Here is a 25,426-nt window from a genome sequence, read left to right on the forward strand (position 1 = left end):
GACAGGAATGGAACCTGCGACCTTTGGGTTATGAGCTCAAGCATTTCCTGGTTGAAGCCCGCCTGGGAGGTTGATTCTCCGCGATGGAGCCGGGGACCACGGGTCAGAGGCGGCTTGGCGGACCGGAGTCCACAGAGTGTCCCTGGTTATGAATCAATATGTGCTACGCCGGCAAAGGGTGACTCCTGGCGAGGAGACACCGAAGGGGGCGGAACCGCACAAAGTCGGAATAATTAATTACCAAATTAAACTTTATTTAATTCGAAATTTATTTAAGTTAGTTAACTTTATTTTTGAAACAACCTTGCGCTCACCAAGCAGAAAGCTACTTTTGTCCTAAATCGGCTGATGGTCATGGCGAACTCCATGATCTTCCGGAGGTGCAGCGTGAGGGATCGCAAACCCAAAGGGAACGGGCAAATCGGAAGGATCCGCTTGATGGATGCCGCCATCCACCTTTTTGCCAGACGTGGCTTCGACGGAGTGTCCATCAATGAAATAGGAAAGGAGGCTGGAGTTACATCGCAACTAATCTACCACTATTTCCGCAATGGCAAGCAAGGCCTCTACCGGGAAGCCTACCTTCGATCCTTCCGTCATGTGATGGAAGCTTCCATCCGCCACCTACCGCCAGATCCCGACCCAGCGGACCCCGCGGCCCGGATACAGGCCATCGAGGGGCTTGCCATCTTCATCCGAAACATAGTGACGGCAGGAGGGAACGCCCTGGACAGCAAAGAAAACGAAATGTTGCTGCTGGGCTACCGGGAGACCTTCGACCCACCCGAGGACCTGGAGCCGGAAATCATGGACCTACTCGAAATCTCCGCTTCCCGGCTACGCGCGCTGCTTGTGGTCCTGCTCCCAAAGGTGACACGACTGTCCATCTCGCTGCTTGGGTCCGCCATCACCGGGGCCCTTTATCACGAGCGGATGATAACCGGCATCCTGATTCAGCGACGAAAAGGCCTGAACCTTTCCATGGAGGAAAGGGCCAAATTCTATATCTCCTACACCCTACGAGTACTGGGCGTTGACCAAGAATTAGCACCGGACCATCCCTATTGCAAAGCCAACCTTGATAAAAACGTTTTTTATCTCTGTTAGCCACGATCATGCCTAGTGGGACCAACCATCTGCGATGAAAGCCCATATGTATGCCAATGTTCGCCACGACCCCATAAGAAGTGGGAGGAGATCATGAACGACATCGCGACCACCATGACATTCCATCTGATCACCACCAACAGCCCAGGATATGAAAGTATCATTTCCATCATCAAATCCGCCTATGCCAGGGCCTTCCAGGCCAGCGTGGACCCGAGGCCGGCCCTGCTCCTGACCCTGACAGAGGAGACCAGGGATGCCACCGACTACCTCGCGTGCGTGGCCTTCTCGCAGGGCAAGGAGCGCCCATTCTTCTCCGAGCAATACCTCCCCGCGCCAGCGGAGATCGGCCTCAGCCAGGCCCTGGGCAGGGAAGTCCGCCGGGACCAGATCCTCGAGGTGGGGAGCCTGGCGAGTCGCCGGAATGGCGCGGGGATGCACCTGGTGAGCCATACCCCCTGGTTTGTCCTGGGACTCGGCTACCGCTACGGCCTCGTGACGGCCACCCGCCAGGTGAGGCACCTGATTCGGAGCGCGGGCATGGAGTTCGTGCCCCTGGCCGCCGCCACCCGGGAAGCGCTCCCGGAAACCGACCAGGCCCAGTGGGGTAGCTACTACGAGCATGCGCCCCTGACCGGGGTGATCGACTTCCTCGCATCCTTCCTATCGGTGGCCATCCATCGCAACGCCCTCCACCGGGTCCAGGAAATGACCCTGTCCGTTCAGGAACTGAAAGTGAGCTGACCATGTTGGAACGCATCCTTAGGAACCTCGAATCGAGCGACGCGCCAGCCATCGAAGTGCTTGGGACTCCCGGAGCCTACTCGTATCGTCGCCTGGGGAGCGCCGTCGCCAGGCTCCAGCGCCAACTGGCGGATCGTGCTGCCCGCCTGGGCAAGGACAGGTTGCGCGTGGGGTTGTTCATGCCCAATGGCCCGGAATGGGTATGCGCAGACCTGGCTCTGCTGTTCGGGGGACACCTGGAAGTCCCTGTTCCCTTGGAGTTCACCTCTTCTCAGGCAAGGGCCCTGCTCCATGGGGCGGACTTGTGCCTGGTGGACGGTTCCGGGGCCCATGCTCCCCAACTCGCTTGTGTTCCCCGGAGCCGGCGCGTGCTGGTGCGGATGCCCATGGCAGGGGGGACGGCGGAGCCGCCCACGTGGACGGGCGACCCTGACCGGGGACGGCTGCTAGTCAAGGCCATCCATACGTCGGGGACCACCTCCTCCCCCAAGGGGGTGCTCCTTTCGGACCGCGCCATCCAGGCCAAAGTCGATACCCTCAGGCCACTCATCGGCGAACCCAACCTCAGGCGCTACTTCAGCCTGGTCCCCCTGAGCCTGCTAATCGAGCAGATCTGCGGGATCTACCTGCCCCTTTCCACCGGCGGCACCCTGGTCCTCCTTGCCATGGACGAACGACCCCTCACGGGAGGAGGCCCGCCAGCCAGCCATTACCTCCCCTTCCTGGCAGAAGCTCGCGCCACCTTCCTAGCCCTGCCCCCCTCCATGGTCGAGGCGGTCCACAAGGCCGCCTCGCACTGTCCCGAAATGCCTGCCGCCAGCCTCAGCCGGACCCTGTTCGGCCGCGATGTCCCTCCCCTGGTTGCCTGCGGGGGTGCACCGGTCGCCGTGGGCACCCTGGAAACCTTGGCCGCACGGGGGATCCCAGTCCTTGAAGGCTACGGGCTCAGCGAGAACGCCTCAGTGGTTTCCTGGAACCTACCCGGCCGATGCAAGCTGGGCACCGTGGGCCGGCCCCTCCCAGACTGCGAGGTAGCCCTGGCCGAGGACGGTGAACTCCTGCTCCACAGCCAGACATTGATGGAAGGCTACCTGGGCGCCGACCCCGGCTCATGCCGGGTTGGGCCCGATGGCTTCCTGGCCACGGGAGATCTGGCTGAGATCGATGACGAAGGCTTCCTGCGTATCTTGGGACGGAAGAAGAACATCTTCATCAACGACTCGGGGCGCAAGGTATCGGCGGAGTGGATCGAAGCTGAACTCTGCGCCAAGCCGGAAATCACGGCAGCCGTGGTGTTCGGGGACCGCCAGGCCTTCCCGGTCGCCCTCCTCGTTCCGCGCGCCCAGGTCAGCCCCGAGGCTGTCCTCCGGGCCGTACGGGAAGCCAACGTAGAACTGCCCGACTATGCCCGGGTCCGGAATTTCGCCGCCCTGGCCATGACCGAAGACATCCAGGGGCGTTATTTCACCGTTACCGGCCGACCCCGACGCGACCAGATCGCGGCGGCCTTTTCCCAAGTCCTCCGTGGGTTGGCGGGGTCAACCCACACCGATCTGTCCTATGGAGGTACCCCATGAAATACATGGTGGTCATGACCATGAAATTCTCCAGCGCATGGCTGGCCATGCCCCGTGAGCAGCGCAACCGGTTCAACGAGACCCGCCTGGGGCCCATCCTAGGGCGCTACCAGGAACGGGTGCGCCTCCGCTTCTTTGATGCCGAAGCGTTCAGGGCCGATGTTTCCGATTTCGTCCTGTTCGAGTTCGAGGATCCGAAGGACTACTACTTTCTCATGGAGGAATTGCGGGACACCGAACTGTTCACCCAGGACTGGATCACCGTGAAGGACCTGTTCCTGGGGATCGAGGGCGGCTACAGGGAGTTCGAGAAGGAGATGCAACATGAGTGAACAAGGCTACGGGCGGGCCTTGGCCACCATCAACCACCGGGCCGACCTGGGTACCTTCCATCCCGACGCGCTGCCGTGGCCGGAGCACCTGGACCCGTCCGAGATCCGCTTCTACGCCCGCCTGTGTAACTATCCCCCGGATGGATCGGAAGCAGCCCGGGCCTACCTCGCCAAGGAACTGGCGCAGCTCGCGGATATCGAGCGCCATGTGTCCATATGCCTGGGGATCATCGGCGGACAGGCGGCCGGATCCACACGGCTGGCCGGCTTGCCGATGATGAACGCGATGCTCCATTTTGCCGCCGAGGAGTACCAGCACTCCTACATGTTCTACCGGTACGTGGCGTTGCTCCTGGGTGTGCCCCTTGATCTTTCCGACCGGACACTCGAGGCGCGCCTGGCACTGTTCCTGGGCCCCGAATCACCGGAAACCAAACTGGTGGCTCTCCTTGCATCGGCCTATCCAGGGGAGACGGTTATCACCATCTTCGAACACCGGTTGCACATGCTCGACCCCGACCGGCGCCACTTTCTTACCCAGATGATCGCGGCCCATGGCCTGGACGAGGCACGGCACATCCAGTTCGACCACCACGTCTTCAACCACCTCCTGCCCGCCTTGGCAGACCGGGAGATGCTCGACGCCCAGCGGATCTGCAAGGCCCTGGGACGGCACAACCATGCCCTTTCGGAAGCCTATGAAAGGGAGACCCGCTCGATCCTGCCGGTGGAATTCATCCAGGACAACTTCGCCGCCCAGGTCCAGCGGCGGTTCACCCTCCGCCTGCTGGAAGAGACCTTGAGCGGGCGCCCGTTCCGGTTTGCCGACCAGGCCCTTACGGAGGATGAGCGTGCCGCCCTGGACCAGTTCGCTGGAGTGGGCGCCATCCACGCCGGGGGAGGCAGGCCATGCTGACGGCACCCGCATCCAAGACCCCCATGGCCCTCGGGCTATGGGCCCTCATGCTGGCAGCGATGGACAGCACGGTGGTCAGCACGATCCTGCCCAGGATGCTCGTTGACCTCGGAGGAGCGGGAGCATCGGCCTGGCTGGTTTCCGGGTTCATCCTCGCCCAGACGGCCGCCGCGCCTGTGTTCGGCCGAATTGCCGATACGACCGGGATCCGAGCTGCATTCGCCACGGCGATCGCAATCTTCGGCGCCGGCTCAGGCTGGGTCGGTTTCGCGCGGAGCCTTCCCATGGCCATCCTGGCCCGGGCCCTCCAGGGGCTGGGCGCGGGAGGAATCCTCCTGCTCGCCTACCTCCTTGTTGCTGCCTACAGCGACCCCCAGGACCGTCCCAAACGGCAGGGCTTGGTCAGCGGGGTCTGGGGCCTGGCGGCCATCCTGGGGCCCGTCGCCGGGACGGTCGCGGAGCTGACCTTGGGCTGGCGCTGGGTTTTCCTGGTCAACCTGCCCGCCTGCGCCTGCATGCTGCTGCTCCTCTGGCGGCACTTCCCAGGCGGCATGCGCCTGCGGGCGCCCTCGGCCCTGAACCCCCTGGACCTGCTGGTGCTCACGGCCGCCGTCACCCTGGCACTGCTGGCGCTGTCCATGGCGGCTTCGGGCTCCCCGGCGGGCGTGGCTACCGCCTTGGGCGGTGTGGCCCTCATCCTGGGAGGCACCCTGGCCATCCGGTTTAGGAAGGCGAGGAGCCATCCCAGGGGAACCCTGGGGCCAGCGATCCTGGCTTCCGGGGCAGCGGCTTCGGTGTTGTATGCCAGCGCCACCTACCTCCCCCAGTTGATCCAGAACCTCCAGGGCCATCCCGTGTCCGCGGCGGGCGCGACAGTGCTCGCGGGTTCCCTGGGCTGGGTCATAGGCTCCATGGCCAGTGGCTGGATGCTGGTGAACCAGGGCTATCGCCGGGTAGCCCTGGCCGGTGCGTTGCTCATGACGGTGTCCTGTGCCGCCCTGGGGTTTGCCGCATTGGGGGACCGATGGCTGGACCTGGTCCTGGCGGAGTTCCTGCTTGGCCTGGGCATGGGAGGGGTTGCCAACTCGACCCTCCTGGTGGTCCAGAACCATGCAGCCCTTTCCGACCTGGGCACCATGACCGCCGTGGTGCAGTTGGTCCGCTCCCTGGGCGCTGCCCTGGGGGTGAATGGCCTGGCGGCGGCCCTGGCCTGGGCGGCCCAGGGAGCGTCTGGCTCCGGGGCTCCGCTCCTCCAGGCCCACGCCTATTCCCTGGCGCTGTTCTGCCTGGTTCCCGCCGCCGGCATTGCCGCCGCGGCTTCGCTACGGCTCCCGGCGAGCTACGGGAAGGATCAGCCCCAGGCCGGCCGGAAGTCCGATTACCAACCAGCACAACCTGTGGAGGAACCATGAAATCCCTCATTGAATCCACCCCTGGGGCCCAGGATTTCGAGCTAGTGCAGTGCACGGGCCAACCCATCCTGGACGTCCCAGAGATCCTCTTCCAGCACCTGGCCCGCAGGGGAGCGGTCCTGTTCCGGGGATTCGACTTGGACCTGGACCGGTTCTCAGCCCTGGTACACAAGGTCAGCAGGCGGACTGCCATGGATCCCGCCCGCGAATGGTTCGCGCCGGATGTCCAGATGGTGGATGCCGGCTTCGACGCCGTCGGGCTCCACTGCGAGAACGGGAATACGCCCAGCCTCCCCGACCTGGTCTGGTTCTTTTCGGCCCGTGCGGCCAGGAAGGGCTCGCGAACGATCCTGTGCGACGGCTACCGCGCCTGGGACGGCCTTCCGCCTGCCGTCCGCGACCTATTCCTCGCCCATGACGTCATCTTCAGTCGGAAAGTCCCAGAATCCCTCTGGGCCCGCTACCTGCGCCACGAGTTGCCCACCCTCGAGTCGTTTCCTCTGATCGACCAGGCCGCCGTAGACCGATTCATCCGGGATCCTGTTCGGACCCGGATGACGATCCAGCCGGACCGCACCCTCCTCGTGGAGGTCCGGGTGCCCATGGCCCATCCCACCCGCTTCGGCGATCGCCTGGCGTGGGCCAATAGCCTGCTCGGGCCTTCCTACAACTACGAACCGCCGGTGATGACCCTTGACGATGGCTCATCCATTCCAGACTGGGCCGTGGACTCGGTCGCCAAGGTCACGGCAGCTTGCACCACCGAGGTCGACTGGGAAGACGGGGATTTGATCGCCATCGACAATACCCGGATCATGCATGGCCGGCGGAAGATCGAGGATCCCGGCCGAAGGCTGTTCACGGCGCTGTCCTATCTCTGAGGGGCCCACGGCCCGGTTTGGGAGTCCTTTGCGAAAGGCGCGGCCGCAGGCCCAGCGCTGCATCCATGGGGTCAGGAAGGGCTGCGAACCCTCCAGCTCAACCACGGGCACCCACCTTGCCTGGAGCGTGATGCAGCGAAGCGGAGGCGCGCTCCTCTGTGCCAAATGAGGCTTCAGAAGGCATGGGATCGTGCAATGACCACCTCCTCTCGCACGGCCTCCGATGCGATTCGTGCCGATGCGATGCGGCCAACACGCTCCGGGGGCCCATTGGCTAGCATGCGCCCTTGCGGGTCCCGGCCCGGAGACCCTGGCCCAATGGCTCTTCCGGATGGAAAGGCAAAGCAACTCGGGCATCCTCGACGGCCTGCTGCCGGACCACATTCCGATCCTGGGCCAGCCAGGCCTCGTCCGGCTTCCAGAGTGAGCCTACCGGCCATCAAGCAACGAATTCACGCACGCCTGCCGAAAGGACACGGAATCTGGGTTGATTGGGGTAGTGTCGCTGGGCTGGGCGGAGGGAGCCCGAGGCGACCGGAGCTCAGCCCAGCGGTGCGCAAACTCCGCCGGGGGAAGTCCCCCGAGAGCGGTGTGTGGGCGATGGTGGTTGTAGTGGTTGTAGTCACGGAGCCATCCTCGGGCCACCTGCCGGGCCTCCACAAGGTCCTTGAACCAGTTCTCGTTCAGGCATTCGTCCTTGAGCCTAGGAAGGCGATTCGATGCTAGGTTGGGAGAACATTCTGGACCCGCAGTCACGGTGGTCGAGCTCGGCCTGGCCGGGGTGGGTCACTTCTGACGAGCGATGAAGCGGAAACATCGACTATCCTAGTTTCTGGCCCCCTATGAGTACGCCCCCCGCCCAACCTAAGATCTACCACATCACCCACATGGACAATCTGGAGCCCATGGCGGCGGACGGCTGGCTGCTTTCGGATGCCCAAATGATTCAAAAGGGTGGTCCCAAAGCTTCTATAGGAATGTCCAAGATCAAGACACGACGATTAAAGCTACCCGTTACCTGCCATCCCGGAATCCATGTGGGCGAGTATGTGCCGTTCTACTTTTGCCCTCGATCCGTGATGCTCTACCTCCTTCATCGAGGGAACCATCCCGACATCACTTATACGGGTGGTCAGTCCCTGATCGTGCATCTCGAAGCCGACTTGAATGCGGTGGTAGCCTGGGCGAATCAGCACGACATCCCATGGGCATTCAGTCTGTCCAACGCTGGCGCTAACTACACCTCCTTCCGTGCAAACCTCGCACAACTTAGGGACCTCAACTGGCCAGCCATCCAGGGGGGAGACTTCAGCAATCCAGATCTAAAGGAAGGCAAGCAGGCCGAGTTTCTTTTGCATGGCCAGTTTCCCTGGCACTTGATCGAACGAATTGGGGTCACCTCTCCCCTTCTCCAGAAAGCGGTCCAGACTTCTTTAACATCCGCGACTCATATCCCAATTATCGAAGTTCGCAGCGCGTGGTATTTTTGAGGTGAGGTATAGCCATGTTCCGGCAAGAGGCAGGCGACATTCTGGGCATGGACGTGGAAGCCCTTGTGAACACGGTCAATTGCGTTGGCTACATGGGGAGAGGCCTCGCCTTGCAGTTCAGCAAGGCTTTCCCTGCCAACCTTAAGGCCTACCAGGCAGCCTGCAAACGTGGCGAAGTTATTCCGGGGCGAATGTTAATCTACGCCACTGGCCAGATGACCAACCCCAAATTTATCATCAACTTTCCAACGAAACGACATTGGAAGGGCAAGAGCCGGATGGAAGACATTGAGTCTGGCTTGGTGGATCTTGCCTCCCAGATCCGGGCCCTAGGCATCCAATCCATCGCCATCCCTCCCCTAGGGTGCGGCCTGGGTGGATTGGACTGGGGCCAGGTGGGCCCACGAATTGAAACAGCGCTGGCAGGGATTTCAGACCTCCAAGTGCATGTTTTCCCTCCTGCAGGCGCTCCTGAGCCAAAGGAGATGGTTCAGTCTCGCGAAGTGCCCGTAATGACACAGGGGCGCGCAGCGTTGGTCACACTGATGCACCGCTATCTTGGCGGCCTGATGGATCCTTGCGTTTCCTTGCTGGAAGTTCACAAGCTAATGTATTTCCTTCAAGAAACCAAAGAGCCTCTTCGCCTCAGCTATGTAAAGCACCTGTATGGACCATACGCTGAGAACCTGCGCAATGTCCTGACGCGTATTGAGGGACACTTGGTCTCTGGATATTCGGATGGCGGAGATTCCCCCACCAAACAACTCGAACTGGTGCCAGGTGCCGTGGAGGAAGCGGAGCGGTACCTTGTGGCCAATCCGACGACCCAGGCCCACTTGGAGCGCGTGGTGGATCTGGTAGAGGGCTTCGAGACTCCTTTCGGCCTTGAGCTACTTTCCACAGTGCATTGGGTAGCTTGTCACGAAGGTGCAACGACCCTGGAAGGTGCTCAGCGCTTGGTATATGGCTGGAGTGCGAGAAAGAAACGATTCACGCCAGAGCAGATTCGGTTGGCATGGCAGACACTGGAAGAGAAGGGTTGGCTGGCGCAGATGCTTGTCGCTTGAGCTCAGCCTCAACAATTGAAGGGTTTTGCCAGACGAACCCATACCAAAGGTCGCAGGTAGATACCCTGCCCCCGTCTCGGTGTACGTCCCAATCGACCCGCAATGCGGAGTCTTACTCACCGGTCGAGGATAACCCTGTGCTCCAGGTGTAACCTATGGGCATTCATCCTCAAGGTTCAGGCATGGAGACCCCATGGGCTTCTTATCGCGATTCCAGTCGGTAAGGCCGGACGACGGCAAGGATCAGGTCATCCGCGACCAAGCTGCCAAGATCACCGAACTACAGGATGAAGTCGGCCGCCTCCGCACCTCCCAGCAGCCAACCAGGGTCGTATACCAAGCCTGGAAGCCCGGCCCACCATCCCGGACCTTCAACCTCAGCGCCGTCAGCTTCGCCTGTGAGTGGGCCACGCCCTGCCTTCATGAGATTCCGCCTGAACTCAAGCGCACCTTCGAGGTCCGCAGTTTCTCCATCGATTCCGATAAGGTCTACACGGTGGACCTGGGCGCCCACTCCTGCACCTGCCCAGATTTCCTCAAGCGGCGGGAGAACCTTCCGCTGGGGCATGCCCTGCGCTGCTGCAAGCACATAACCCGGGTTATCCGGGACACAGGCCTGTTCGAGGGTCAGGACGAACTGACGCGCCGAGTCCTCGACGCTGGTGGAGACCCGGCCACGATCTTTCTCCTCATCCAGTTCCCTGGGTACATAGTCACCTTGGCCATCACCCCGGGGCAGGAGTGGGTGAACCTTTGGGCCCCAAAGAAGGCGACCAAGGGGCCGGGAGAGATTGAGCTATTCGGCTACAACCAGGCCGAGAAGCGGTGGTCCTACGGGAAGCCGCCCTACCAGCCCATTCCGATCAAGGCTGCCATTGACGGTCTGCTCTGCGGTAGGGCATACGCGTAACACTACGGGGCTCGATAAACGAACGTGCTGTTCTGCCACAGGCGCTCGTATGTAGTTGCAACGTCTTTGAAGGCGTCGACGATCTGGTTGAGCATGGTCGGTGCCTTCTTGGCCCCATCCTTGAGCAGGCACCGCACCCTCGGGTCCAGCCTCCATCCCCGTCGGCCAAACTGCTCGCCCTGGCCCACCGGATCTTACGGGCGGTGGAGGCCGGGGAGGTCCGGGATTTCACAGAGGCAGCGACGTGGATGGGGGTGAGCCAGGCCCGGGTATCGATGGTGGTGGGACTGACCTTCCTGGCGCCGAAGATCCAGGCCGAGGTGCTCCTGGGGACGGCGCGGCGGATCAGCCACAAGCGGCTGCTCCGGTTGGCCCGGTTGGAAACATGGGAGGACCAGCTTTTGGCTCTCGAGGCCGCCGAGAGGCATTCGGGCAAGAACTCTCCGGATCGTAACCCTCGGGCCAAAACGGGGCCGAATCTCGCCCAAAATCCTCTCGAATCTGGCCGGATTCCGGTTCGGGAGGGCGGAGGAATCGATCGGACGGCCCTCCCAAAGGGCGGCAAGAAGGAGACCAGGACTCGCGACAGGCCCGCCCGGTGCGCGGCTTCGCGGTGATTCTCGGGCACATAAGCAAAACGGCCGACTTTAGTCGACCGTTTCGATTGGTAGCGGGGGCAGGATTTGAACATGCGACCTTTGGGTTATGAGCCCAACGAGCTACCGGACTGCTCCACCCCGCGCCGGAATGTAAGTGCCCATTATTAGCGCATTTGACAGAGGGGCATCCATCCCCTGAAACAGCCATCCACAGCACTTGTGCAGTAGATGTGCAGCCAACCTGGATCCTGGAGTTCCGCCCCGCCTCTGCCTATCCCCTGGAGGGAAGGCATGGCAAACATCCCCGGTCTGAAGAAGGTGGGACCCTTCTGGCACTATTCCATCCAAGTCAACGGTCAAAGGGCGCACGGATCCACCAAGGCTACCGACCTGGCAACAGCCAGGAAGGTCATGGAGGAGAAGAGGAGGGACCTCCTGCATGGTCAACTCAACCTGCAAAAGAAGATCCCGCCAACGCTGAACCAGGTATGGGAATCCTGGTGGAAGGCGAACCAGACTACCTTTAGCCAGAAGCATCTTGTATCGGCTGAGTGCCGTTACCGTCGATGGCTCAAACCAAGCCTCGGATGCGTGCGAGTGGATCACATCAAGGCAGACGCGGTGATGCAAGTGCGGTCTCAGTTGTTGGAGGCTGGTCGATCTGGAAGGTACGCCAACAACACCCTGGAACTCCTCCGTGCGCTGATCCGCTTTACAATCCGGGTGGGCGACCTTGATCAATTGCCATTCGAGGTAAAGCCTTTGCGGCTTCAGAAGAAGCCCCGCCCCACAGTCCCTGCCTCACGGATCCCAGAATTCCTTGCGGCGGTTGATTCTCACGCCCATTCCCCACATGTAGCAGTAATGCTCAAAACTATGCTGGGGCTTGGAATCCGGGAATCCGAAGCCCTGGGGATGCGGTGGGAATGGTTTTCTCCCGACCAGCGGACTTACACCGTGGGCAAGGCGAAGGGGAAGGAAGCGCGGGTGATTCCAGTTCCTGACTGGCTCTGGAATGCCATCTTTGCCATGCCAAAACAGCGTAGTGAATGGGTCTTCCCTGGCGAGGACGGAAAGCACCACCACCCCCAGTTCTGCAAAAAGGCATTGCAGCGTGTGTGCAAGGAACTTGGTCTAGGGAACGTCACCCAGCACCGATTGAGGGCGACTTTCGCCTCACTTCACGCCGAAGCCGGTACACCCATTTCAGAAATTCAGGGAATGCTCGGACACAAGGACATAGCCACCACATTGATTTACGTCGAGACCTCCTTAGACGCCAAACGCCGATCACAGGACGCCCTCTGTCGGAAATTGGGGTTGGCATAAGCCCCGGTCAAAACGCCCAACCTGGGTCTTTGACAATCCAATAGCGTCATAGAGCGGAACCAGAAGCAAATTCAGCCCCTGGATATTCTGAGTGTTATGATTTCCTATCAAATTTCACGAGCATTGCGCCTGGCTGCCCCAGGGGATGGTCCTGCCAAAAGGATTTCTGATGGCGATATCCTGGAAAAAAAATCAGAAACTGAAGCCGTCAATCATCTTGGAGAGAGTTAATGCCTCCAAATTATCCTCTGGAGACGGCAGAGTGTCCTTTTCTATTTTTCCACTTCAAGAAGCATTACCTGCCCTCGATTCGATGCTCGAATTTCCAGCGGCAACGGACGGCATCCCAAAATCCCTACTAATTTGGAAGGCTATTACAGGAATCGATGGCGAAATCACCCCAGATACTTTTATTAAAAGCATAAACAAAGCCCTTGTGGCGGAGTTAGCCACCGAGGAGCAAGAGTTTCACATTCTTACAGATATCTCAATTGCTTATGAAAGCACTCCGACAAAGCTGAGAATTGAAGGATGCACTATTGAGAAAGTGGATACGGATTATCCCCACAAATACTCGGAAAGAGAACTGCTAATCAAACGTAACAATATTCCAGTGCCACGCTCGCCATATGGATATACAAAATTACTGATTAAAGTCAGGGCTAAGTCTCCTCAGATAGCAATGACCAAGGCGCTAAAAAGCCTAGATCTAGTAAGATCAATATGGTCTCTACTCGGAAATAGTTATATGGAAATCATAGGAGACCAATGGCAACCCATAAATAAAATTCGTCTGGGAAGCATCCATACCATCCATAATTCAAAAGGGCACTCGGCAATTGAATCTGTGTGGTATGAGCCAAATTTTACACCAGCCAGTATTTTCAAATTTGACAACACTGAGATAGCCTGGAAGAAAACAAAAGAAGCTATTTCCGCTATTAAAAAATGTAAGTATAGTGAAATTATAATAGATACCCTTATCAGATACGTTCGAGCCCTGGACGAGCGGGACCAAAGCACCGCATTTCTGCGCCTCTGGAGCGCCACCGAATCCATCACCTCAAATGGTTCAGCTCATTACGACTCGCTTATTGCACGTTGCGCCTTTCTCTACAAAGACCACAAGTACCACGAGCAAATACTGGAGCATCTTAGAGAATTTAGGAACAAATCCGTTCATGCTGGCGACCAGAGCGAAAACACAAAAAGTTACTGCTACCAATTACAGGAATATTTTAAATCCTTGGTCTGGTTTCATATCCGAAATGTGAAGTTTTTCAATAGTCTTGCAGAAGCAAACTCATTTTTGGACATGGGACACAACAAGAAGCAACTCCTCAGAAAAAGGAGGATCATCGGCAAGGCAATTCGCTTTATCTCGTGAAAATCGCAGCAGGAATGACCATTTTCGGATAATTGCCTTGGACGCATGGAAGCCAATCCCGTTGACACCCTGACAGGACTGCAGAAGGATGCATCGTCATTCGCCTCCACCGCATAGAGGATAATAGAAAGGAGAATGCAAATGCCTCAACAAAGCCATAGGCATCATTACATTCCAGAATGGTACCAAAGGCGCTTTCTTGCCCCAGACAAGACCGCATTTAAGATTTTAGATTTAGCCCCCGAATCCTTCAAAGACGCTTCCGGCAGAATCCGGGGACATAGTCGAGCAATATTAGACAAGGGTCCTGACGCTTGGTTTTGGGAACCCGATCTCTACACAATAAGAATCCTCGGGAAAGAGGACGATGTAATCGAGAGGATGCTCTTTGGCGCAATTGATACAAATGGTCGCAAGGCATTTGATGACTTATTGAATGAAGATTGGGATGGCATGCATGAATCCTACCCCCAACTTTTTGAGTTTCTAGACGCACTTCGTCTCAGAACACCCAAGGGGCTTCAATTTATTAGACAATTCCCGGGCGCTAACTCCCAACAGAGCCTAATGGTGTGGATGCAAAGAGTTCGCAGGATGCATTGTGTAATGTGGATGGAGGGCGTCAGGGAGATTTTCTCCACCGGCAGTTCTACTAAAAAATTTATCTTTTCAGACCACCCGGTGACTCTTTTTAATCGGCTAATCTTCCCTGGCGACAGGAAGCTGGTTAACGGGAGTGATCCCCTGCTTGAATGGCAAGGCACCCAGACGATTGTGCCTCTCGACCAGGATCACCTGTTTGTCTTAACCCACTTGGAATGGGGACGCTGCCAAAAACCGGGTCCCTATATTGCAAGACAACCGAGAACCAACCATCGCTATTTCGACAATCCACTCGTCTCGTATCATGACATTGAGCGATCGCGCTCCCTAACGGATGAACAAATATTAGAGGTAAACTATATTATAAAAAATAGAGCATTTAGATATATAGCAGGGCAAGAAGAGAGTGATTTATTTCCTGAATCAGAACTCAAGACAACCATGTGGAACAAGCTTGGGACATTTCTTATGCCACCAGAATCAAGGGTTGCAATGAGCGGAGGGCAAATGTTCGCAAAGATGAAGGACGGCTCTGAGTATTTTCAAGATGAATTTGGTCGTCGCCCAAAAACTTTAGAAGAGTGGAAAGCCGCCAGCGATGAAATGAAACGCATGGAAGAGCATTTTCATTCACTAATGAAGAAACAAAAAAGCCAAATCTAAATCCATTTTAATTAACTTCAATAATTTTATCTCCCAAAAATTGACCGTCATGGTCACGGGTGAGGAATAAGCGCCAAGAACCGTCCCTTGCCATTTTGGACGCTTCCTCAGGGCTTACAGTCCGGAGTGGCATACCCAACCGCCGGACTTCTACTTCCTTCTCCCAACGGAACCGAACTTCTCCTGGTTCAGGAAACCAAGTATCAGGACCGCTCCCCTTTCTCCACACCTGGTTACCAGGATCTTTGGGAATCGCTGCCTTGTTGGACCGGGCGATGCCACCCTGCATATCCGTTTTCCAAATATCCCAGCACACAGAGAGCAATCCAAGATGCTCCGCTTCATCCGGATTCGGGGATGCATCATCAGCCGTGAACATGAACCAAGCTGGGTACCCATGTTGTAGCCGATACATCGGCGTGTCCTTCTGCAAGGTGACTCCGCCCTCCTTCCGAGAAACCGTCCACTTGCTCTCCATCCTCAGTTCCCGCTTCGGCACATCGTCTTGCCATTCAACGGTGACTGATCCTGGCTTGATCACCAGATCGGGGCAGCCATCCCAGGTCGTACGTCCATACAGGAGTTCCCAGGAACGGCTCTGGGGATCCACCACGACGACAAGGAAGTAGTTCAGCGGGATCCCGTTCCTTCCCGTTCCAACCAGGATGCCGTGACATTCCCATCCGGAGGATTGCCGGTGGAGGATCTGGTCCTTGTCCACGTAGTGAGCCTGGGAAGTGATGAACGGGGCAAGGGCTTCCTTGGAAGTCCCGTCAGGCGCAATGACCTTCACTCGTTCTTGCTCCCATCGGACTTGCCAAACCTGGTTCGCTCCATCCTTCCAAAGAATGTTCCTGAGATAGGAGAATCCGTCCTCCTCCACTGCCCATTCCATTTTTGCCTTCCAGGGCTTCCAGTCGTCAAAGTCCGGATGTGGAAACTCCGCATCAACTCGGAGGGTTTCGGGGTCAAAGAGAGGTAGGTCATTGGGGACAAGCAACTCCACCTCATACCGATCCCCGTCAGGCAGAACCCTTGCGACAAAGTGCCTCATCCCTACGTAGATTGCCCCGTCCCCTGCCCGGGCTATGGAATTGGGGTAAAGCCATCCCGCGAACTCAAATTGTCCCAGGGTCTCCATTGGACCCTTTCGACGGAGGCGGAGCATTGCCTCCATCGTGAAAATGATCCAGCTGTCATCCCCATCCTTGAGGCAGAGACAAGGCGCACTCCCCAAGTCAGCGACCAGTTCAGCCTTCCATTTCCCCTTTGCTTCCCTAGACACCCTGATGACCTTGCCCCGATCCAAGGACATATGCGCCAATCCTTGGGCGACCAGGAACGAGCCTCCGTCAGGGAGAATGTCCCGGACGTTTTCGGCATCCAACCACCCTACAGGGCGAGGGAGCGCGATCTGATAGTGTTTCTTGCCATCAGAACTGAACCAGTAGAGCCCACCTCCCCACTCACCCGCATCAAAACCAACGATCCAACCATCAGGCGCCTTTGCAACCACGCGGCGTCCAATGAACCTTTGGGAATAGGTCCGGTGGTAGGTCGGCTTCATTTTGTTTGTGGCTTCCTCTATCTTCGCTCTCTCTTCCGGGGAGGCATCGGGAGGTGGAGGCGGGGCTGGCATAACCATGCTGAAGCCCCATATTTTGCGAGGCTTGATTTTGAACGGCAGATCATCTTTGCGCGTGGGAGTTTTCTGAGGCTCCTCGGGGATCCTGGTGATGACAACCTTCCCATCGACAGCCTGTACTTGCCACTCCCGGGAGGAATGATTCGCGTGGATCCAATCCTCACTCTTCTTGGATGGCATGGGATAGAGACTCCACCCTTCCGGAATTGGATGGGAGGAACCAAGTCCCGCGCCAGCCACAGGGCTTTGAGCAAAGAGGGATGCTGAACCCAGGGCGGCTGCAGCAATGGTCGCAAGGAATTTGGTGCCAATCGAAGACACAGGGCTCACCGTGGATGGGTTTCAGAGAATCCTAACACCAGGGCTCAAATGGCTTCGAGGAGCAGTATGTCCCACCTATGGCAAGTATCCCCACCATCCCCACCCGCACATCAACCGCCCAGTTTATTAGGGGGGTAGCCATCGTGATCACCCCACGTTCATCCAAGGCTCAAACGGGATACCAAGCACCATCTGAACCATCCCTGCTCCAACCCGAACGCGCTTTCTCTGGTAACCCAGGGCGGTCAAGGCATCACCAAACCTCTTCTTGGTAACTGTCGTTCCAAAGTAGTGAACCTTGAGCCAGGCATTGCACTCCTGGAACAGCTGAGCGGAGGAGACCCTTTTCCCTGTCTCATCCGGAGAGCCGCCAACTTCCGCCAGGAACCTGCCTATGGCGGAAAAGTCCTCTTGCTCTGCTTGCTTTGTCCGCAATTGCTTTCGCCTGTTTGAACGGGCATCCCGCTTCTTCCGGTTCAGCGCCAGAAGGTTCCGAATGGCTGCCAACTCCTCAGGGTCTTCAATGGGTGGAATCGGATCGCTGTAGGATCCCTCTGATACCCGGATCACCAACCGATTCAGATCCTGCTCCTCCAGGGGCTTTCGTACGCCATCGGCATCAACATGACGGGGCTCATACAGCTTGAGGAGAAGGCTCACCGCATCCACTTCCGACAAGAAGTAATGCTTGAGAAGGGTGCAAACGACCCGAAAGGTATTGGCATCATGGCGAGTCTCGATGGCAATCGTTCTCCTCAAGAAGTTCCCGGCAAGCCGCTTCCTCTGATGGTAGGGGCTGCCTTTCAGGACGCCTTCGACTTCCTCAGGTGATGGGCGGTGGGCTGAAGGCACCCGCAGAGTTCTTTTCTTCCTGCGATTCTCCTCGGGAAAGTCGGTCACACCTTCTTGGCTATCGGTGCTTTCCTCTTCTGGCTCCTCAAAGGGGCGCATTCCCGGTACCTGCTCCCTTGGATCGAACCTTGGGAGGTTTTCCATGAGAGAATCCAGAGATCCAAAGATCGCTTCCACTTGTGTAGGCGACTCTGAAATGTCTTCGCCTTTGAACCAGAGCCGCTTGTTCGGGCTGTACGGGGTTACGACCAAGCCGGAAACCTTGATATCGATGCCGGGGCGCTCCTCGCTCGTCGGTTGGTTCTTCCCTGGGTTCAGGCTGTACGTATCTGAGCGGAGAGCAGGTACCCCTTCAGCCAGCACCCCGTAGATGTGCTGACCGCGCTTTCCCCATACCTCAAGGTCGCTGACGATGCCTCGCTTTTGCAGCCACTCATACGAGCCTGGACGATCGCAGTCCCAGACGATCAGTGGAATGGGCGCGGTGGGCAGCCCGTCAATACGGATACAGAGACCGATGGAGCCGCCCTCTTCCAGGTGTTGCTCCACCTCTTCGACCGTCTTCACCACCGAGGACTTGGCTGACCGTATGGGGTGCTTGCCAGCGTTCCCACAAGGCTGGACGATCCCATCCCGCCGATACTGCCTCCGCATTGACTCGTTCTTCAATCGAGTGCCTGACCACGGACCGCAGGTGCATTCACCGTGGTCATCGACCTTGTGCAGCTTCAGGAGCGTGAACCCCATGGAGAGAAGGCTCTGGAAATAAGTTCGCCTTGCAAGTCGTCCTTGAGGACTGAGTGGCTGGGGAGAGGATGGCTGGATCGGCGTGGTCATGGCTTCGATACCCTTCAGCAGGGCGCCCACCAAAGGGGCGTCACTACCTACGCGGGGACAGTACCCAAACCAAGCCTTAGCCTTGTTATTTCAACACTTAATATGCAACCAAACATCTTAGTCTACCAGACTAAGGTTTTTGCCTCTCCAGCCCGGTCCACCACGGACTCGAGGAGCCGATGGGGTGTCATGGCTCCGGGAACTCTTGCCAGCGCCCTTGTGGCAGCCAGAGCCATTTCCGTCCACCCGGCTCAGAGCGTCAGCCACCGTCCCGTTGGGTCCCTTAAAACGCCCTGGCGCTGGTACCCCACTTTCCAGGACTCATCCACTGCACCCCATACCCTGGGCAGGACCTGTCCCAGGCGCTGGTCACCGTGACCCTGTCCACCCAGCATCCGGTTCCTAGTTTGACCACCCGTGCCTTTCTTTCGATCCAACGGCGTTCCCAGGAAAACCCCTCCCTGGCTATTGGCGTGGCATCGTCCGGGTCTTCACCCTGGCTCCTCTGACGGAAAACAGCCTGATGGGAGCCCTTGGCGGTTCCCTAGGTATCGTCCCGGATCCTTCTCGCGTGGTCACGGTGCACCCGCCGACCAGGAACCCAGTATTGGAGCCGGTTTCCAGGCATCCCACTTGTGCATTGGTTGTGCAGTGACCCCGGGATTCCCTTACACTTTAGGTTCACCCCGCAGAGGCGGGAGGATCTTTCCCAGGTATGCGAAAAAGCCTCGAACTCTTTGAAGTTCAAGGCTTTGTTCAAACCAGCGATTGGTAGCGGGGGCAGGATTTGAACCTGCGACCTTTGGGTTATGAGCCCAACGAGCTACCGGACTGCTCCACCCCGCGCCGGAAAGATAAGCTTAGCACGGCAGGGGAACAATGCAAAGGCGGATTGCGCTAATCTCAAGGCCGATCCGAGGGAAGACATGCAGCGACTGGTGAAAATGGTCTTATTGGCGTTGGGGTGCTGGAGCCTGGGGGCCTTCGATCCGGGGCATTGGTTCGACAAGCCCAAGTCGCCCCGGATCGCCAATTACCGCATCGAGGCGGCGCTGGACTGGCCGGGGAAGGCCCTGGAGGGGCGGGAGACGATCTCCTGGCGCAATACGGGCACGGCGGCCACGGCGGAGTTTCCGCTGCACCTGTACCTGAACGCCTTCAAGGGGCCGCAGACGATCTTCGCCAAGGAGGCGGCGGGGGAACGGGAATTCCGGCGCTTCGACGCGCGGGATCCCCGGAGCTACGGGTACTGCCGGCTGCTATCGGTTTCCATGGACGGGCGGAGCCTGGACGGGCACTTCGGGGAGGACGAGACGGTCTACTGGGTGCGCCTGGGGCGCGCGGTGGCTCCGGGGGAGACGATCCGCCTGGAGGTGGCCTGGGAGAGCCGGTTCCCCAGGGTCCTGGCCCGCACGGGGTGGAGCGGGGACGGGCAGGGCAATTTCCTCATGGGGGCCCAGTGGTTCCCCAAGGCCGGGGTGTACGAGGGGGACCGGTGGATCTGCCATGCCTACCACGCCCGCACGGAGTTCTACGCGGACTTCGGCACCTACGACGTGGAACTGTCCCTGCCCAACGCGCTCCTGCTGGCCCACGTGGGCGCGCAGACCAATTTCAAGACCCAGGAGGACGTCACCCCGGACCCCAAGCGCAAGCTCAACGTCATCTGGAAGCTCCACGCCGAGGACGTGCACGACTTCGCCTGGGCCGTGATGCCCTCCCGCAGCTGGAGCTTCAAGAGCTTCGAGTACCGCGGCGTCCAGGTGCTCTGCTACTACCAGCCCGAGAACAAGAGCAACCTCGAGCGGCAGATGTTCGCCGCGCGGGTGGCCCTGCGCCACGGGGCGGAGTGGTTCCTGCCCTACCCCTACCCGGTGCTCAGCGTGGTGGACGTGCCCGCGGAAGCCCATGGCGCGGACGGCATGGAGTATCCCACCCTGGTGACGGCCTCCTCCACGCGCTTCGACCCCTTCGCCCTGCGGGGCGAGCCGGAGGCGGTCACCGTGCACGAGATCGGCCACCAGTGGTTCTACGGCATGCTGGCTTCCAACGAGGTGGAGGAGGCCTGGCTGGACGAAGGGTTCACCAGCTGGTTCACCCAGAGGGCCCTGGAGCGCGGCTACCAGAGCCTCTTCAGCAGCCGGCGCTTCCAGGTGGGCACCGACGCCGTGGAGCATCTCACGTACTGGCTCGCCCCGTCCGTGGACCCCATCTCCTGGCCCAGCTTCCAGACGAGGGACTTCCGGTCGTACGTGGTGGCCGCCTATGCCAAGCCCGCCATGATGCTGGCCCAGCTGGAGGCCATGATCGGCCGGCCCCAGATGGAGCTGGTGATGCAGACCTACGCCCGGGAATTCGCCTTCCGCCACCCCAAGGGCCGGGACTTCCGGCGCGTGGCCGAACGCGTCACGGGGCGGGATCTCTCGGCCTTCTGGAAGGACTGGCTTGACGGCACCGACGTGCTGGACATGGCCATCGCCAAGGTCGAGGTGCGGGAGGTCATGGAGGGCGGCTGGATGGATTCCCCCAAGGGGGCCGCCTTCGCCGCGCCCCAGCCCGCGGCGCCCGGAAGGCGGGGGCTCATCACCCTGGTGCGCCGGGGCGGCATCCGCGCCCCCATCACCCTGTGGGTGCGCCTGGAGGACCGCTCCGAGCGGCGCCTCACCTGGGACGGCCAGGACCGGTGGACCACCTTCGAATTCGACAGCCCGGTCACCGCCGCCGTGCTGGACCCGGACGGCAACTACCCCATGCTCAAGGACCGGCTCCACGCCAGCTACCTGGCCAAGCCCCTGCGCCGGGGCTTCCACTACTGGTCCCAGATGGTCATGGGCGCCCTCACGGGGCTGCTGCAGGGGGCCGGGATCGGGTGACGCGGACGCCGCTGGATCTGACAGAATGCTCCTAGCGGGGGTGAGTGCATGACCGTAGCCCAATCCATCATCGACCGGCTCGTGGTGGCCCTGGACGTGCCCACCGGGGCGGAGGCGCTGGCCCTGGCCCGGACCCTTTCGGGCAGGGCGGGCATGTTCAAGGTGGGCCTCGAGCTGTTCTGCGCCGAGGGCCCGGCCTTCGTGCGGGAGGTGCAGAAGGCCGGCCCGGTGTTCCTGGACCTCAAGCTCCACGACATCCCCAACACCGTCCACCGGGCCATGGAGGCCCTGCTGCCCATGAATCCCTCCCTGGTGACCATCCACACCCAGGGGGGCCCGGCCATGATCGAGGCCGCGGCCCAGGCCGTGAAGGCCCACCGCCAGCGCGGCGGCAGGACGCAGCTCCTGGGCGTCACGGTGCTCACGAGCCTGGACCGGGAGGCCCTGGCGCGCCTGGGATCCACCGCGGAACCCGGCGACCTGGCCCTGCACCTGGCGCGCCTGGCCAAGGCCTGCGGCTGCGACGGCGTGGTGTGCTCGGCCCACGAGGCCGCCTCGGTGCGCGACGCCTGCGGGGCCCCTTTCCACCGCCTGACCCCGGGCATCCGCCCCGGGGGCGTCGCCACCCAGGACCAGGCCCGGGTGGTCACCCCCGCCCAGGCCCTGCGGGAGGGCGCCACCTGGCTCGTGGTGGGCCGGCCCATCACCCAGGCCCCGGACCCCGCCGCGGCGGCCCAGGGGATCCTCCTGGAAATGGCCGGCGCCTAGACCCATGTCCACCACCTCGCCCCTGGTCTTCCGACCCAGCTCCGCCCAGCGCGCCCTGGCCGTGCTGCTCTGCGCGGGCTCCTGGCTCGTGGGGCTGCGGGCCATGAGCATGCTGGTGGACGCCGTGCAGGGCCTCGCCACCATCCTCCACCAGGCCCTGGCGGTGGGCGAACCCACCGTCCGCATCTGGATGGTGCTGATCATCTCGGTGCTGCTGTGCCTCCTGGGGGGGCTCCTGCTGCTCTTCTCGACCCTGGGGCTCGTGCTCATCGAGGGCACCCACGTCCTGGTGGACGAGATGGGCGTCACGGTGGAGCACCAGGGGCTTCCCAGGCAATTGGCGCGCCGGCTGGGGGCGGGGCACCTTCCCTGGAAGTACGTCTCCCGCATGGAAAAGGGCCGCGTCTTCTTCCTGCTCAAGGGGGGCCTGCCCCCTTCGGAGCCCCCCTCGGACCTGGCGGCGGCCAACGCCCGCACCACCCTGAAGCTGCTCATGGTGGACGAACTGGAGCGGCTGATCCTCGTCATCCTGGAAATGAGCCCCAACCTGACCTTCAAGGACTAGCCCATGGACCCCATCCACCGCCGCCGACGCTGGTACTACGCCCTCTGGTCGGCGCTCCTGGCCCTGAGCGCGGGGGCCCTGGTCCTTTGGGAGCGTCCGGTGCGCACCGACCTGGCCTCCCTGCAGCTGGCGCTCACCGTGCGGGAGGCCCCCGCGGGCTCCCGCCTCCAGGCCTGGGCCGGCCCCCGGAAGCGGTGGCCCGGGGCGGCCTGGTCGGGCCAGGGGGCCTTCGCGGACGTGGCCCTCACCCCCGCGGGCGAGGCCCCCCTGCCCCTCCTCCACATCCCCATCGCCCGCCGCCGGTGGGTGCAGGACTACATCCCCCGCGGGACCTGGGACCTGGTGGCCATGAAGGTGACCCCCCCCTCCGGGCCGCCCCGCTACTACCTTCTCCCCATTTCCATCGATATCCGGTCCGGGCTTCTGCGGCCCAAACACCGGCTCATAACTTCCATAAATACCACATGGAACTACCTCGGGGTCGATGCCGAACCACCAATTCGGGTACCCTGATTTCTTCCCTTGATTGGAGCCCCCGATGCGATTCCACCCGTACCTGACCCTGGCCATGGTCCCCGCCGCCCTGGTGGCGCAGTCTCCCGCCGCCACCGACTACAACAAGGTCCTCAAGGAGCAGTCCCCCGCCGTGGAGAACCTGCTCAAGGACTTCCATCCGGTGGAAGCGCTCCAGAAGGCCGAGGCCCTTCTGCCGGCGTCCCTGCCCGCCTTCGACAAGAGCGGCCCGGCGGCTGCCATGCAGGCCTCCCTCTCCTTCAGCGGCCTCACCCGCCTCTACCTCCTCAACGTCAAGGCCGCCGCCATGGCCGGGGAGTGGGAGAAGACCCTGGACCTGCTCCTCAAGGCCCAGGCCTGCGCCAAGGTCAATTACGAGAGCACCAAGGAAGCCCTGAGCCCCCTGCAGGCCACCTGGACCCAGGCCATTGAGCAGGCCAACAAGGGCATCGCCGACGGCGCGGACCGCATCGCCGCCATCAAGGCCAAGCCCGGCCGGAACGCCGCCGAGGAGGCCGAGTACCAGGCCTTCGTGGCCAAGGACCGCGTCTACAACAACCCCAAGAATCCCGCCGAGAAGAACGAGGCGGCCAAGTACCTGAAGGCCAACCTCCCGCGCTTCCAGGAACTGGAGGCCAAGGCCCTCACCCCCCAGGACCAGCAGGACCTGGCCGCCCTCAAGCAGTGGCAGACCAACCTCGTCAACGGCCCCAAGGCCATCAAGGCCATCCAGGAAAGCATCGACGCCACCAAGGCCGAGTACGATTCCTGCACCCCCAAGATCGAGTCCTTCCAGAAGAGCCTCAAGGACGAGTCCGAGGAGATCGCCAAGGGCGTCGCCGCGGTCAAGGTCAAGGGCAAGGTGGTCAAGGAGACCAGCGGCCCCAAGTACGACGAGAAGCGCCTCACCTACTTCCAGAACGTCATGAAGACCAAGGCCAACTACGAGAGCCGGACCACCAAGCTGGACAAGCTGAACTTCCTTTTCCGGCTGCGCCACAACGTCGCCGGCACGGCCAATGAAAGCAAGGTGAACGAGATCATCGACCGCGTCCGCGCGGACCAGGATCCCTTCCCCGCCGAAAAGAAGGCCCCCGCCAAGGGCAAGAAGGCCAAGTGATGTCCCTGGTCCCGGCGCTCCTCCCTTCCCTGTTTGCCCTGTCCCTCCCCCTCCTCGGCCAGAACCTGCCGGAGAAGTTCAGGGACAACCGCGCGGCCTGGGAGGAGAACCTGGCCAAGGGGGTTTCGGCCCCCGTGCGCAAGGCCACGGAGGCCGTCCTCGCCCAGGACGGCCCCGCGGTGAACCCCTCCGACTACAACGCCATGCACGCCATGGTGGCGGTCATGAGCCTCGCGGCGCGCTCCTGCGTCCTGGAAGGGGCGTGGGAGGACGCCGTGGGCCACCTCCAGAAGGCCGCCCGCACCGCAGCGGACAACGTGACGGCCGCGGAGGGGACCTTCGGGCGCATCCGCCAGCAGCACGAGGAGAACCTCAAGACCTGGCGCGGGGAGGCCGCCAAGCTGGACCAGCGCCTGGCGGACCTGGACAACCTGGGCGGGCTCACCTCGGACCAGATCAAGACCCGCACCCAGATCCGGGCCCAGCTGGACGAGTTCCGCAACGCCATTGCCTCCAGCGAGCGCTCCCTCAAGGAGATCGATTCCCTCGCCGGGCAGCTGCGCAAGGAGCAGGAGGTGTACGCCGCCTCCCTCGCGGAATGGCAGGGCTTCCTCGCCAAGGAGAAGGCCGACATCGCCCGCAAGGGCTCCGTGCAGGCCTACGTCGCCGAAAAACTGGACCAGGTCAAGGGCGACGACGCCAACCCCATGCCCGAACGCCTCGCCTATGCGCGCCGCCTCCAGCACCTGGACCCCGAAAGCGGCGACTGCCGGCGCCTGGTGAACGGCCTCATGGGCAAGGACGAGGAACCCCCGGCCCCCAAGGCCAAGGCCAAGTCCGCGCCCCGGAAGAAGCACAAAGGCCGGACCCGGGCCGCGGCCTAGACTGACCCTCCGTGTCCCAGACCTTCGCCCC

The 25,426-nt window shown here is 60.7% G+C and carries 22 protein-coding genes and 2 tRNA genes; 19 read left to right on the plus strand and 5 right to left on the minus strand.

What is annotated here, in order from left to right; translation table 11 throughout:
- Nucleotides 1-438: 438 nt before the first annotated feature.
- From R2J76_RS18855 to R2J76_RS18885, 7 genes are all read left to right on the plus strand, one after another.
- Complete coding sequence (locus R2J76_RS18855; protein WP_316413206.1) at nt 439-1,107, plus strand: TetR/AcrR family transcriptional regulator; 669 nt, start codon at nt 439-441, stop codon at nt 1,105-1,107.
- Nucleotides 1,108-1,200: 93 nt separating this feature from the next.
- Nucleotides 1,201-1,851 (plus strand): thermostable hemolysin, encoded by a 651-nt coding sequence (locus R2J76_RS18860; protein WP_316413207.1) that lies wholly within the window; start codon nt 1,201-1,203, stop codon nt 1,849-1,851.
- A gap of 2 nt (nt 1,852-1,853) precedes the next feature.
- Nucleotides 1,854-3,428, plus strand: a complete 1,575-nt coding sequence (locus tag R2J76_RS18865) for an AMP-binding protein (protein ID WP_316413208.1) — start codon at nt 1,854-1,856, stop codon at nt 3,426-3,428.
- Nucleotides 3,425-3,760 (plus strand): darcynin family protein, encoded by a 336-nt coding sequence (locus R2J76_RS18870; RefSeq protein WP_316413209.1) that lies wholly within the window; start codon nt 3,425-3,427, stop codon nt 3,758-3,760. Before R2J76_RS18865 ends, R2J76_RS18870 begins: the two co-directional genes overlap by 4 nt.
- Complete coding sequence (locus R2J76_RS18875; protein ID WP_316413210.1) at nt 3,753-4,676, plus strand: diiron oxygenase; 924 nt, start codon at nt 3,753-3,755, stop codon at nt 4,674-4,676. Before R2J76_RS18870 ends, R2J76_RS18875 begins: the two co-directional genes overlap by 8 nt.
- A gap of 47 nt (nt 4,677-4,723) precedes the next feature.
- Complete coding sequence (locus tag R2J76_RS18880; protein ID WP_316415901.1) at nt 4,724-6,088, plus strand: MFS transporter; 1,365 nt, start codon at nt 4,724-4,726, stop codon at nt 6,086-6,088.
- Entirely contained in the window at nt 6,085-6,969 is an 885-nt protein-coding gene (locus R2J76_RS18885; protein WP_316413211.1) for a TauD/TfdA family dioxygenase, read from the plus strand. Before R2J76_RS18880 ends, R2J76_RS18885 begins: the two co-directional genes overlap by 4 nt.
- A 429-nt stretch (nt 6,970-7,398) precedes the next feature.
- Here the strand turns inward: R2J76_RS18885 and R2J76_RS18890 are convergent, their stop codons facing one another.
- Nucleotides 7,399-7,725 (minus strand): integrase core domain-containing protein, encoded by a 327-nt coding sequence (locus tag R2J76_RS18890; RefSeq protein ID WP_394366767.1) that lies wholly within the window; start codon nt 7,723-7,725, stop codon nt 7,399-7,401.
- An 86-nt stretch (nt 7,726-7,811) separates the two neighbouring features.
- Here R2J76_RS18890 and darT point away from each other — a divergent pair, with 86 nt between their 5' ends.
- From darT to R2J76_RS18905, 3 genes are all read left to right on the plus strand, one after another.
- Nucleotides 7,812-8,459, plus strand: coding sequence for a type II toxin-antitoxin system toxin DNA ADP-ribosyl transferase DarT (gene darT, locus R2J76_RS18895; RefSeq protein ID WP_316413212.1), 648 nt, complete (start codon nt 7,812-7,814; stop codon nt 8,457-8,459).
- Nucleotides 8,460-8,473: 14 nt separating this feature from the next.
- Nucleotides 8,474-9,526, plus strand: a complete 1,053-nt coding sequence (darG, locus tag R2J76_RS18900) for a type II toxin-antitoxin system antitoxin DNA ADP-ribosyl glycohydrolase DarG (protein WP_316413213.1) — start codon at nt 8,474-8,476, stop codon at nt 9,524-9,526.
- A 193-nt stretch (nt 9,527-9,719) separates the two neighbouring features.
- Nucleotides 9,720-10,436 (plus strand): hypothetical protein, encoded by a 717-nt coding sequence (locus R2J76_RS18905; RefSeq protein ID WP_316413214.1) that lies wholly within the window; start codon nt 9,720-9,722, stop codon nt 10,434-10,436.
- Between the two features lie 665 nt (nt 10,437-11,101).
- On the opposite strand, the gene R2J76_RS18910 is transcribed toward R2J76_RS18905, so the two are convergent.
- Nucleotides 11,102-11,178, minus strand: a tRNA-Met gene (locus R2J76_RS18910).
- A gap of 148 nt (nt 11,179-11,326) precedes the next feature.
- Between R2J76_RS18910 and R2J76_RS18915 the strand changes: the two genes are divergently transcribed.
- From R2J76_RS18915 to R2J76_RS18925, 3 genes are all read left to right on the plus strand, one after another.
- Nucleotides 11,327-12,364, plus strand: coding sequence for a tyrosine-type recombinase/integrase (locus R2J76_RS18915; RefSeq protein ID WP_316413215.1), 1,038 nt, complete (start codon nt 11,327-11,329; stop codon nt 12,362-12,364).
- Nucleotides 12,365-12,533: 169 nt separating this feature from the next.
- On the plus strand, nt 12,534-13,751 hold the full coding sequence (locus tag R2J76_RS18920) for a HEPN domain-containing protein (RefSeq protein ID WP_316413216.1): 1,218 nt from the start codon (nt 12,534-12,536) through the stop codon (nt 13,749-13,751).
- A 141-nt stretch (nt 13,752-13,892) separates the two neighbouring features.
- Entirely contained in the window at nt 13,893-15,017 is a 1,125-nt protein-coding gene (locus R2J76_RS18925; protein ID WP_316413217.1) for a DUF4238 domain-containing protein, read from the plus strand.
- A gap of 7 nt (nt 15,018-15,024) precedes the next feature.
- Here R2J76_RS18925 and R2J76_RS18930 read toward each other — a convergent pair whose 3' ends face one another.
- From R2J76_RS18930 to R2J76_RS18940, 3 genes are all read right to left on the minus strand, one after another.
- Entirely contained in the window at nt 15,025-16,842 is a 1,818-nt protein-coding gene (locus R2J76_RS18930) for a hypothetical protein (RefSeq protein ID WP_316413218.1), read from the minus strand.
- Between the two features lie 288 nt (nt 16,843-17,130).
- Nucleotides 17,131-18,672, minus strand: a complete 1,542-nt coding sequence (locus R2J76_RS18935; RefSeq protein WP_316413219.1) for a bifunctional DNA primase/polymerase — start codon at nt 18,670-18,672, stop codon at nt 17,131-17,133.
- A gap of 769 nt (nt 18,673-19,441) precedes the next feature.
- Nucleotides 19,442-19,518: transfer RNA gene (locus R2J76_RS18940), tRNA-Met, on the minus strand.
- Between the two features lie 80 nt (nt 19,519-19,598).
- Between R2J76_RS18940 and R2J76_RS18945 the strand changes: the two genes are divergently transcribed.
- Genes R2J76_RS18945 through R2J76_RS18970 form a run of 6 tightly spaced genes read left to right on the plus strand, consistent with a single transcriptional unit; the run spans nt 19,599 to nt 25,395 of the window.
- The gene (locus R2J76_RS18945) at nt 19,599-21,545 is read left to right on the plus strand and encodes a M1 family metallopeptidase (protein ID WP_316413220.1); all 1,947 of its coding nucleotides are present in this window, start codon (nt 19,599-19,601) and stop codon (nt 21,543-21,545) included.
- Between the two features lie 48 nt (nt 21,546-21,593).
- A complete protein-coding gene (gene pyrF / locus R2J76_RS18950) occupies nt 21,594-22,313 on the plus strand; it encodes an orotidine-5'-phosphate decarboxylase (RefSeq protein WP_316413221.1) in 720 nt (239 codons plus the stop codon).
- A gap of 4 nt (nt 22,314-22,317) precedes the next feature.
- Nucleotides 22,318-22,878, plus strand: a complete 561-nt coding sequence (locus R2J76_RS18955) for a hypothetical protein (protein ID WP_316413222.1) — start codon at nt 22,318-22,320, stop codon at nt 22,876-22,878.
- Between the two features lie 3 nt (nt 22,879-22,881).
- Nucleotides 22,882-23,391 (plus strand): hypothetical protein, encoded by a 510-nt coding sequence (locus tag R2J76_RS18960; RefSeq protein WP_316413223.1) that lies wholly within the window; start codon nt 22,882-22,884, stop codon nt 23,389-23,391.
- A 25-nt stretch (nt 23,392-23,416) separates the two neighbouring features.
- A complete protein-coding gene (locus R2J76_RS18965; protein ID WP_316413225.1) occupies nt 23,417-24,511 on the plus strand; it encodes a hypothetical protein in 1,095 nt (364 codons plus the stop codon).
- Nucleotides 24,511-25,395 carry a hypothetical protein gene (locus R2J76_RS18970; RefSeq protein WP_316413226.1) on the plus strand — a complete coding sequence of 295 codons (885 nt, stop codon included), beginning with the start codon at nt 24,511-24,513 and terminating at the stop codon, nt 25,393-25,395. Before R2J76_RS18965 ends, R2J76_RS18970 begins: the two co-directional genes overlap by 1 nt.
- Nucleotides 25,396-25,426: the final 31 nt, after the last annotated feature.

Origin of the sequence: Mesoterricola silvestris (genome assembly GCF_030295405.1) — a bacterium.
Lineage (GTDB): Bacteria > Acidobacteriota > Holophagae > Holophagales > Holophagaceae > Mesoterricola > Mesoterricola silvestris.

What these genes read in the sequence shown, in the direction of transcription:
- R2J76_RS18885 (WP_316413211.1), top strand. Translation starts at nt 6,085, where the DNA reads ATGAAATCCCTCATTGAATCCACCCCTGGGGCCCAGGATTTCGAGCTA.
- R2J76_RS18935 (WP_316413219.1), bottom strand. Translation starts at nt 18,672, where the DNA reads ATGACCACGCCGATCCAGCCATCCTCTCCCCAGCCACTCAGTCCTCAA.
- R2J76_RS18955 (WP_316413222.1), top strand. Translation starts at nt 22,318, where the DNA reads ATGTCCACCACCTCGCCCCTGGTCTTCCGACCCAGCTCCGCCCAGCGC.
- R2J76_RS18925 (WP_316413217.1), top strand. Translation starts at nt 13,893, where the DNA reads ATGCCTCAACAAAGCCATAGGCATCATTACATTCCAGAATGGTACCAA.
- R2J76_RS18860 (WP_316413207.1), top strand. Translation starts at nt 1,201, where the DNA reads ATGAACGACATCGCGACCACCATGACATTCCATCTGATCACCACCAAC.
- R2J76_RS18880 (WP_316415901.1), top strand. Translation starts at nt 4,724, where the DNA reads ATGCTGGCAGCGATGGACAGCACGGTGGTCAGCACGATCCTGCCCAGG.
- R2J76_RS18915 (WP_316413215.1), top strand. Translation starts at nt 11,327, where the DNA reads ATGGCAAACATCCCCGGTCTGAAGAAGGTGGGACCCTTCTGGCACTAT.
- R2J76_RS18855 (WP_316413206.1), top strand. Translation starts at nt 439, where the DNA reads ATGGATGCCGCCATCCACCTTTTTGCCAGACGTGGCTTCGACGGAGTG.
- R2J76_RS18920 (WP_316413216.1), top strand. Translation starts at nt 12,534, where the DNA reads ATGGCGATATCCTGGAAAAAAAATCAGAAACTGAAGCCGTCAATCATC.
- R2J76_RS18970 (WP_316413226.1), top strand. Translation starts at nt 24,511, where the DNA reads ATGTCCCTGGTCCCGGCGCTCCTCCCTTCCCTGTTTGCCCTGTCCCTC.
- R2J76_RS18870 (WP_316413209.1), top strand. Translation starts at nt 3,425, where the DNA reads ATGAAATACATGGTGGTCATGACCATGAAATTCTCCAGCGCATGGCTG.
- R2J76_RS18875 (WP_316413210.1), top strand. Translation starts at nt 3,753, where the DNA reads ATGAGTGAACAAGGCTACGGGCGGGCCTTGGCCACCATCAACCACCGG.
- R2J76_RS18945 (WP_316413220.1), top strand. Translation starts at nt 19,599, where the DNA reads ATGCAGCGACTGGTGAAAATGGTCTTATTGGCGTTGGGGTGCTGGAGC.
- darT (WP_316413212.1), top strand. Translation starts at nt 7,812, where the DNA reads ATGAGTACGCCCCCCGCCCAACCTAAGATCTACCACATCACCCACATG.
- pyrF (WP_316413221.1), top strand. Translation starts at nt 21,594, where the DNA reads ATGACCGTAGCCCAATCCATCATCGACCGGCTCGTGGTGGCCCTGGAC.
- darG (WP_316413213.1), top strand. Translation starts at nt 8,474, where the DNA reads ATGTTCCGGCAAGAGGCAGGCGACATTCTGGGCATGGACGTGGAAGCC.
- R2J76_RS18930 (WP_316413218.1), bottom strand. Translation starts at nt 16,842, where the DNA reads ATGCCATCCAAGAAGAGTGAGGATTGGATCCACGCGAATCATTCCTCC.
- R2J76_RS18905 (WP_316413214.1), top strand. Translation starts at nt 9,720, where the DNA reads ATGGGCTTCTTATCGCGATTCCAGTCGGTAAGGCCGGACGACGGCAAG.
- R2J76_RS18960 (WP_316413223.1), top strand. Translation starts at nt 22,882, where the DNA reads ATGGACCCCATCCACCGCCGCCGACGCTGGTACTACGCCCTCTGGTCG.
- R2J76_RS18865 (WP_316413208.1), top strand. Translation starts at nt 1,854, where the DNA reads ATGTTGGAACGCATCCTTAGGAACCTCGAATCGAGCGACGCGCCAGCC.
- R2J76_RS18965 (WP_316413225.1), top strand. Translation starts at nt 23,417, where the DNA reads ATGCGATTCCACCCGTACCTGACCCTGGCCATGGTCCCCGCCGCCCTG.